8 protein-coding genes are annotated in these 9,446 nt (G+C 55.3%); 4 read left to right on the plus strand and 4 right to left on the minus strand.

Going from position 1 to position 9,446, the window contains the following annotated elements:
* Positions 1–78 precede the first annotated feature (78 nt).
* From ACW81B_RS11970 to ACW81B_RS11985, 4 genes are read left to right on the plus strand one after another with little or no spacing between them, the layout of a single operon-like run.
* Positions 79–729, plus strand: a complete 651-nt coding sequence (locus ACW81B_RS11970; protein ID WP_491580453.1) for a paraquat-inducible protein A — start codon at positions 79–81, stop codon at positions 727–729.
* Entirely contained in the window at positions 719–1,330 is a 612-nt protein-coding gene (locus ACW81B_RS11975) for a paraquat-inducible protein A (protein ID WP_491580454.1), read from the plus strand. The genes ACW81B_RS11970 and ACW81B_RS11975 overlap by 11 nt, the downstream gene beginning before the upstream one ends.
* On the plus strand, positions 1,327–2,952 hold the full coding sequence (locus tag ACW81B_RS11980; RefSeq protein ID WP_491580455.1) for a PqiB family protein: 1,626 nt from the start codon (positions 1,327–1,329) through the stop codon (positions 2,950–2,952). Before ACW81B_RS11975 ends, ACW81B_RS11980 begins: the two co-directional genes overlap by 4 nt.
* Positions 2,949–3,623, plus strand: coding sequence for a PqiC family protein (locus ACW81B_RS11985; protein WP_491580456.1), 675 nt, complete (start codon positions 2,949–2,951; stop codon positions 3,621–3,623). Before ACW81B_RS11980 ends, ACW81B_RS11985 begins: the two co-directional genes overlap by 4 nt.
* Here the strand turns inward: ACW81B_RS11985 and ACW81B_RS11990 are convergent.
* From ACW81B_RS11990 to ACW81B_RS12005, 4 genes are all read right to left on the minus strand, one after another.
* Complete coding sequence (locus ACW81B_RS11990; RefSeq protein WP_491580457.1) at positions 3,554–6,037, minus strand: EAL domain-containing protein; 2,484 nt, start codon at positions 6,035–6,037, stop codon at positions 3,554–3,556. The genes ACW81B_RS11985 and ACW81B_RS11990 overlap by 70 nt on opposite strands.
* Entirely contained in the window at positions 6,030–6,953 is a 924-nt protein-coding gene (locus tag ACW81B_RS11995; RefSeq protein WP_491580458.1) for an ABC transporter substrate-binding protein, read from the minus strand. The genes ACW81B_RS11990 and ACW81B_RS11995 overlap by 8 nt, the downstream gene beginning before the upstream one ends.
* Positions 6,954–7,047: 94 nt before the next feature.
* Entirely contained in the window at positions 7,048–9,021 is a 1,974-nt protein-coding gene (locus ACW81B_RS12000; RefSeq protein WP_491580459.1) for a TonB-dependent receptor plug domain-containing protein, read from the minus strand.
* A 211-nt stretch (positions 9,022–9,232) separates the two neighbouring features.
* The coding region (locus ACW81B_RS12005) for a hypothetical protein (protein WP_491580460.1) at positions 9,233–9,446 on the minus strand (214 nt) is incomplete at its 5' end.

Below are 9,446 nucleotides of genomic sequence, written 5' to 3' on the forward strand. Positions count from 1 at the left end.
GCCAGCGCTATAGTATCAAGGGCATGATAACAGTAGTCCGGCCAGGTGGCGGGCACATGGACCAGCGGCGCAACCCTTATGCCTGATTGTGGCGTAAGCCGAAGTGCTGCGCGAGAGCTGGTGGCCTGTCACCAGTGTGATGAATTGCAGTACATCAGGGTGCTGGCGCCAGGGCAGATTGCGCGTTGTTATCGCTGTGATGCCTTGCTGGCACGCAATCCGGTTGGGGGCCTGATGCTACCCATCATGCTGAATATGAGCGCGCTGTTGTTGATGCTGCTGGCCTACTTTCTGCCATTTCTTACCCTTGAAATACAGGGACGTCTGCAGGAAACCACCCTGCCTGAAACGGCACGCGCACTTTATGAGGCGGGCATGGGCGAAACCGGGATCGTGGTGCTGATTACCACGGTGATTGGTCCTGTTCTGCTGGTAACCGGGTCATTATATGTGTTGGTGGCCGTGAAAATGTGCCGGCCCCTGCCTGGCCTGCGGCATATTATGGTGTGGATCGGTCGCGTGTTGCCGTGGGGAATGCTGGATGTCTTTATGGTCGGGGTGCTGGTGGCGGCTGTAAAGCTGTCTGATATGGCAGACCTGGTTGTCGGACCGGCGCTGTATGCCTTCACTGCACTTATCGTGGTGTCGACCATGGCACTGTCCCTGTTTGAGCCGCATGTTATCTGGACCCGAATGGAGCGCATGGGGGTGCAGTACCGTGCGGGCTAAATGTCTCGGCCTGGCCAGTTGCCCGGTCTGCAGCCAGTTGTTGCGCCTGCCTGCTGCGCGGGTCGCCCGCTGTACGCGCTGCGGTTCGCGGGTACATTCGCGCAAGCCGGCCAGCCTTTCCCACAGCTGGGCGCTGTTGCTGGCGGCCGTCATCATGTATTTCCCCGCCAACCTGCTGCCGATCATGACCGTCACGTATCTCGGCTCAGGGCAGCCCGATACCATTATGAGTGGCGTTATTCGCCTGATGATGCATGGCGACTGGCCCATTGCGCTGGTGGTGTTCGTGGCCAGTGTGCTGGTTCCGTTGCTGAAGATGATTGTGCTGGTGTACCTGTTGCTGTCTGTGCATCGGAAGTCGCAGCTGGGGCGACGTGAACGGACACGCCTGTACCGCGTAACAGAGCTGGTGGGGCGCTGGTCGATGGTGGATGTGTTTGTGGTCGCATTACTGGCGGCGCTGGTACACCTGGGGGTGCTTGCCGATATCACACCGGGGCCGGCTGCCCGGGCCTTTGCTGCCGTGGTCATTCTGACAATGCTGGCGGCGATGAGTTTTGATCCCCGCCTGATCTGGGACCACGAGGGAGATTGCCGATGACTGAAAGCGACAGGACGGCTGTTCCAGACGAGGTACCGGAAGCTGTGGTGGAAGATCGGGGCAAGGGGATCTCCTTCGTCTGGTTGTTGCCGTTGATTGCGTTGATGATTGGCGGCTGGCTGGTGGTCAAGGCCATTGTCGAAACAGGACCGGAGATTGTCATCCAGTTTCAGACGGCGGAAGGTATTGATGAGGGAAAAACACTGGTCAAATACCGGGATGTCGTCGTCGGCAAGGTCAGGAAAGTGCGTTTTGCCGATGACCTTTCGCATGTGCGGGTTACCGTAGAGATGGTGCCCGGTATGGAACGACACCTCATCGGGTCGACCCGTTTCTGGGTGGTGCGTCCACGTGTCGATTCCGGTGAAATCAGCGGGCTTGGAACCTTGATCAGCGGGGCATATGTCGCCATGGACCCGGGCAAGAAGGGTGAACAGACCCGGGAGTTTGTCGGCCTGGAAACGCCACCGGTTATCAAGTCCAACGAACGCGGTACGGTATACCACCTGCGCGCGGAGGAAGCGGCCTCATTGTCTGTCGGTGCACCGGTTTACTACCGGCAGATACCGGTCGGTCAGGTAACCGGCTACCGGCTGGTTGAAGATCACTCATTCGTCGATGTTGATGTATTTATCGAGGCGCCACACGATGCCTATGTGCGCGTCGGTTCGCGTTTCTGGAATGTGGGGGGAGTCGATGTGTCGCTCGATTCCAGCGGCGTGACGGTTGAAATGGAATCGTTTGCCGCATTGTTGTCCGGGGGGATTGCATTTGAGACACCGCTGCCGTTGCTGGGAAACCGGCAGGCGCCGGAAGATACTGTTTTCCGCCTCTACCCGAATTATGCCCGTACCCGGGAGAAACCGGTTGCACGTGGTTACAGGTATCGTGTTGACCTGACAGGTGATGTGCGGGGGCTCTCTGTGGGTGCGCCTGTGGAATTAATGGGCGTGCGGGTGGGTACCGTGATGCAGATTGATCCCTATCTCGAGCTGGATGAAGTGCGGACGGTACGTACTGTTTTTATTGATCTTGAGGCGGAGGGTATGTTGCGTCCGGAAGAACGTAATGGTGTACAGGGGAGTGCACTTGAAAAAGCCGTTGCAGCGCGTGTTAAAGCACTGCTTGCCCGCGGTCTGCGAGCCCGCCTGGAAACGAGTAACCTGCTGACCGGCCAGAAACTTGTCGCGCTGAAACTGATGCCGGAAGCCAAACCGGTTGAGCTGGTGTTACGCGACGGTGATCCTGTTCTTCCTGCGGTTAGCGGAGAACTCGAACAGATCAGCGAGGCGCTGACCCGGACACTGGCCAGACTTGAGAACTTGCCGCTGGAACAAATGGTGCGCAATGCCGATCAAATGATGGTGTCGCTGAACAGGCTTGCACAGACGGCCAACAGGGCCTTGCCGTCGCTGGTCGAGGAGACACGGGTGGCGCTGGATGCGACAGATGAAGCCATGCGCGGGGTGGATGCGCTGGTTTCTGAAGAAGGAGCGCTGGGCGCAGAGTTTTATGCTGCCGTGCGCGAATTGCAGCAGGCGGCGCGCGCCGTGCGCCTGATGGCCGATTACCTGGAGCGGCACCCGGAGTCACTGCTCACGGGGAAGGGTGAAGCACCATGAAGCCACGAGGGATTGCAGGGCTGCTAGTGGTGATTTTGCTTGCAGGATGCAGCCTGGGCGGTAAGACACAGCACTCTGCATTTTATGTCCTCAACCCTGTACCCGCTGCACCGGCAGGCAGTCATTCATCGCCATCCGTATTGATCGGCCCGTTATCGTTGCCGGATATCGTACTTCGCCCGCAGATCGCAACACGCCCTGAACCAGGGCGTGTGGAATTTGCAGAGTTTCACCGCTGGGCGGGTGACCTGCGCGCGAATGTGGAACAGGTGCTGTTACAGAACCTGTCCGACCGGCTTGACGGCAGTGTAGTGGTTCCTGCAGGCAGCAGCAGTATCGATACGGATTACCGTGTCTCGATACAGTTTCAGCGCTTTGATGGCACGCTCGGCCGGAATGTCGTACTGCAGGGCAGCTGGCGATTAAAGGCAGGAAGCCGGGGATGTCTGGTTGGCGTGTACCGGTTTACCCTTGAGTCGCCGCTGGATGGTCGCGACTATGGCGCTTATGTGCAGGGGCTGGACGATGCGCTGGCGCTGCTCAGTGACAGGATTGCACAGACCCTGGTCAAGCGTCCTGTATGTCCCGTGAGGCGTCAGGATCAGGTTGTTCGGGTGGAATCGATACCGGCCAGTATATCCCGCAACGGGCGTGGACGTTCTATACCGTAGCCTTGCGCGAAATCGATACCGCAGTCTCTGGCTTCCTGGAGGATGCTGTCATTCTCAACAAATTCCGCGATAGTCTTTACACCCATCACCCGGCCAATCTGTGCAACGGACTCGACAATGGAACGGCTGACAGCATTGTCTGCGATATCGCGGACAAAATGACCGTCGATCTTGATGTTGTCCACAGGCAGATTGCTCAGGTAGGCAAAAGAGCTGAGCCCGCTGCCGAAGTCATCCAGTGAGAAGCGGCAGCCCAGTGCTTTCAGTTTGTCGATTACTTCGGTCGCGCGTGCCAGGTTGGCGATCGCGGCAGTTTCAGTAATTTCAAAGGTGATCAGGGCGGGGTTGATGTCACTGTCTTCAAACTGTTCGACCACATAGCCCAGGAAACTGTTATCGGTCAATGACTGGGCCGACAGGTTAAGACTGAACCCGGGTATGTCCGGGCCGGAGCTGAAACCGGAAAGACCGGATTTCGCCAGTGCACCAAAGGTGTTACGCACGACCCATTTATCAATAGAGGTCATCAACTGGTAACGTTCAGCAGAGGGGATGAACAGACCCGGCTGAACCAGATCGCCCTCAATGCCTTTCATGCGGATCAGGATTTCATAGTGTCTGCCCAGGCCCGCTACGTCGCTGATCGGTGAAATCAGCTGGGCAAACAGGACAAATCTATCGTTATCGATACTCTTGTTCAGTGTCTGCAGCCACTGCATGTCACCGGTGCGCTGGATAATATCTTCATCGGTGGGTTCATAGATATGAATGCGGTTTCTGCCCTTGTCCTTTGCCACATAGCAGGCAGAGTCGGCCGTCATCATCAGGTCGCTGGTGGTTGCGTGGCCATGGGTGATGGGAACCAGGCCGATGCTGGCACCGATTTCAAAGGTGTGTTGCTGCCAGGTGAAGCGGAAAGCACTGGTGGCATCCTTGATGACCGTGGCCAGTTTTTCGGCACTGTCCAACGAGCAGTCCTTGAGGATGATGCCGAACTCATCACCGCCCAGACGTGCGAAGACATCGTGACTGCGGATTTTCTTCCTGATCTGCAGCGTCACCTGCCTGAGTAGTTCATCGCCCGCCTTGTGGCCACAGGTATCGTTAACGATCTTGAACTGGTCAAGGTCGATATAACACAGTGCGTGTTCAGTGGATTCATCGTTCACTTCTATCAGCGCCCTGGACAGCTGGGCCTCAAACTCACGCCGGTTCAGCAGGCCGGTCAGGTCATCGTGCGAGGCCTGGTAGGCGAGTCTTTCTGACATACGGTGCAGTTTGGAAAAGTCGTGGAACACCAGAACCATGCCGATAATGTTGTCGTGACTGTCTCGGATCGGCGTGGCGGTGTCCTGTATAATGAATTCCTTCCCATCGTGGCGGGTGAGTGTCAGAAGAAAATCATGGTGGATGGTGTTTCCGCCTTCGATACAATCGTAGACCGGGTAATCGACCGGCACATGGGTGTTTGAGGAAATAACCTTGAATACTTCATGCAGGGGACGCCGCAATGCGCTGCTGGATGTCCAGCCGGTCAGTTTTTCCCCGGCCGGGTTCATGTAGGTGATCGTGCCCGATGCGTCAGTGGTGATAACACCTTCACCGAGTGATTCGAGTGTAGTTTGTGCCTTCACCTTCTCGATGAACAGTTCGTCTGTGGCGCGCTCGGTTTCTTTCTGTCGAGCCTGTTGAAGGGATGATGCCATTGAGTTAATGCTTTTCTGCAATATACCGATCTCGCCGCCCGTATCGACTGCAATGCGTTTCTCAAGCTGGCCGTTACTGATGGCGTCTGTCACTGAAGTGAGAGACCGGATAGGCGAGGTTACACTGCGTGCCATCAGGCTGGCGAAATAGGCCGTGATCAGCAAGGCAATTGCAGTAATCAGCAAGCCATTGATCAGCACGTCGGTCTGCTGCTCGATGGCCCGTTGCCGGTTGACCACAACGAGAACATTTCCGATTAAATCGGTTGTTACCCTGGACCCGTTCGTCACCGAAGTGTCTGATTCATAGTCATCGACTGCCAGGTTGGTGTAGAAAATGGGGGTCATGAAGGTTTTGTACAGTGACTTGTCATCGGAATGGATGATCTTCTCGAGCCCGGTCCAGCCGGAAGGGTTAGTGTGTACGATAGGCTGATTCTGTTCATCCATTACAATAATGGCCATGACATCCGGGTCGTTCGCAGAGACATAGATCAGTTTTGTCAGGGCTGTTTCGTTGCCGGACAGAACACCGTATTCCGCGGCAGGTGCCAGCAGGTTGGCAATCGACTGGCCCTTGGTATCGAGCGCGGTATCGATACCGGAGATTTGACTCCATATAAAAAATGACGACAGCAGAAGGCCGGTAATCATCAGTGGCAGCAATGTCACCAGAAGTACTTTTCTTTGAATATTCAGGCTATTCATTTTCGGCTTCTTTTATGATCGACTGGAGTTCCAGGTTGGCTGCGAAATCCAGCCCCAGTGATTCTGCAACATGCTGGTTAATACGGATGCTGTAATGCTGCGGATACCGTGGTGTGGGCAGTCCGGGTTTTCGGCTCGAAAAAAATGCCCTGATGATGCCGGCGGTCTGTCTGGCAAGTTGTTTCGGTGTCGAATAGATCGACAGTGTAGCGCCGGCATCGGCATAGGCACGTGAGTAGGCAGCAACAGGTACCTTGTGGCGGTAGGTTGTCAACAGGATGCTTTTGGCTGTCCGGCGGTTATAGACGACGGGGTCCGCAATGGCGAGCAGCAACCTGGATTTTTCCAGGATACGGTTCAGCGCGGGCAGCAGTTCATCCTGGTTTCGGACTGTCTCGGTGTGCAGCGTGAAACCGGCCTTACCCGCCTGATCAACAAGCGTATCTCGTTGTTGCAATGATGAAGGGCCGAGCAATACGCCAAGGTGGCGTTTTCCCTGAAATGCAGCGTCCAGGATGCGGATAAGCCGTTTGATGGGTTGATCGATATAGATGGCAGTGCATTGTTTGTCAGGGCATGCCAGGCGCCCCGTTTTTTCCAGGCTGTCATAGGTGGTTTTCGGAATAAGGGTATAGAGTACCGGTGTTGCAGGGTTCCACTGTGCTATGGCCTCGGCAGCCTGCCTGCCCAGTGCAATCACCAGGTCATAGGGCTGGTCCGGGTTGTGTGGGGTGCCGGTAGTCAGCTGGCTGGCAGATAACGATGTGATATTCAGCTGAAGTGTGCTGTCTGTCCGGAGTCCCTGGCGGGTTTGCTCAATGAAGCGGAGATAGGGGGTGGAAGTCTGGCTGCTGACAAAAAGGATGTTGGCCTTTGTGGCCGCATGAAGGTGTTCAGGGGTAGAGAAATAAACCATTATGCACGCTGCTGCGGTCAGCAACACGGACAGACAGTAATGTATACCGTATTTTGATATCCCGGATCCTGAGTCTGACAGTAACATCTTGATACTACTTTATATTGATGCTGATGGAGCCGTAGGCGCGTCGATCAATGTTGTTTCGCAGGCGGGTGTCTTCATCGTCGTCAAACAGGTTCTGTATGACAAAGGCAAAAGTGAGGCTCTGTCCTGCGCCTGAAATCGTGCGGGCGATACGGAGATCGGTACGATGTTGCGCAGAACGGATACCATTGGTTTCCAGTTCTTTCATTTTTGACAGGTAGTAATAACCGGCACTGGCAGTGTAGCCACCGGAAAAATTGTGGATGGCAAGGATATTCAGCATGTCAGACGGGCCGGAATCCTCGTAATTGGTGCCGTTCCGGTTTTTGCTGGTGATATTCTGCCTTGTGTAACTGATGTTCAGGTGGTTGCCGTTCCCCGGCCGGTAGCGGGCGGATAGTTCAACTCCGCTGATCCTGACAGTGCCGGAATTGCTGAAGAACCCGGCAGTGCCATCCAGGCCGGTGGCCAGGGCGGTTTTACCGATACCGATCAACTTGTCCAGGTTGTCGTGGAAGTAACGGGCATCCACTGACGTGTGAGCGCGTGGAAAGTCACCGACATAACCGACTTCGTAGGAGGTGATTCGTTCGGGATCAATATTGCCGGCATCAAAGAACAGGACGTTGTTCGGGATTGCCAGGGGAAAGCGGTAGTCGGGCGATTCCTCAAAGACAAAAGGGTCCCGGTAAGCACGCGATGCTGACAGGCGCAGGGTGTGGTTTTTGTAAAGATGGTGATTGATCGATGCACGCGGAGAGATATTCTTTCCACCGGTGTCGCTTTTTTCATAGACGACGCCGGCGTTCAGCAGGGTTTTGTCTGTCAGGGAATATTCCGCGTTGCTGAAGACCCGGTGTGAGTCGTTTTCGATGTTGTTCGTCGTATTGAAGAACATCGGGCCGTTTACCTGGTCCTTGCGGGCGCCAAACCCCCAGACCAGTCGCAGCGATGCAGTGGGTTTCAGGATGTTCTGGAATTCAAAGTCCCAGCGATCTGTCCTCACGCTTTCGTCGAAAAAGGGCTGGATGCCACCCAGCGACATAATCGGTGTGCTGTTATAACGATTAATAGTCTTGTTCTGGTTATGATAAAACTGGAATGAAAGTTCCTGGTCGGCCGACAGTGTGTGGGTCAATCTGACCTGCTGAAACTGGCTGTAGGTCTGGATATTATGGTCAGGTATAAGTTCATCGAAGACATTGTCATCGCCTTTTGTGCCGCTGTTGTGTCCCAGTTGCACCATCAATGCGTTATCGAGATCAATCTGGTAGTCGCCGCGGACCGTAATCAACTGGACCTGCATGTCGTCGTTGCGTCCGTCGAAGCCGTCGTTCTCGCGGTAGGCCGTTGTTATCCGGTAGTCCAGGTTTTTATGTGACCCGCCATAGCGCAGGAAGCCTTCCGCCAGGCCGTCACTCCCCATATTGGTCTTCACCATCACGCCACGGTCAAGTACAGCCTGCCGGGTGATAATATTAATGATGGAGGTGAAGGCGTTGGCGCCGAAGCTGGAAGCGTTCGGGCCGCGGATGACCTCGATGCGTTCGATGTCATCGATGGTCAGCGGCAGGTTGGCCCAGGGCACGCCACCCAGCGAGGGTTCATAGACCGAACGACCATCCACCAGTACCTGCATCTGGCGCGAGAACTGGTCGGTCAGCAGGTGATAGCCCACCGCCTGAACGTACCCGCTTTCGTAGTTGACAATAAAGCCGGGTGCCAGGCGCAGCAGGTCGGGTATTTCGGTGAAACCGGAAGCCGTGATCATTTCCCGGTCAATGATAGTGGTGGCTATGGGTGCGTTTGCCGGTGACTGGGGCAGACGTGAGGCAGAGAGCACGATGGGCAGGTCGTCCAGAAAGGCCTGCTCGGATAACAGCGCGTCATCGGCGAAGCTGTGTGCCAGCGGCAGGAATGCCAGTAAAAAGGCGACTGCATTGCGGCGTAATGCCCGCTGCCGGAAACTGAAACTACACATGCCTGCTACTCTGAAATGTTTTTAGTTATCAATACGCGCAGTGCGTGGATCTCCTTGTCCGGGAGATTAGTTGACTCACGAGCGCCTGTCTTCGCGCACCATCCTAAGTGGAACTCAGAATAAAGGCAACGCGTTGATTCTTGTCGAGACCCTGTTTATCTTGTCTTGATCCAGACTTTTCAGCGTATCCAGGGCGTTTGTTGTATTAAATTCAGCTGGCGCGGCGACATTGCTGTGTGACAATACGCTCGATGCGTTGCAGTGATGGATAATTACCGTATTGATCTTCAAACAGCGCCTTTGTTTGTCCGATATTCTCCAGTAACGAGGTTGCAGTCTCCTCTACCAGCCTGAGCAGGAAACGTGAACCCACATCGCATTCTGCGGCCAGCGATGCCCAGTGTTTTGTGGTGACTTGCCCCGGG

Source organism: Thiogranum sp. (assembly GCF_058323355.1).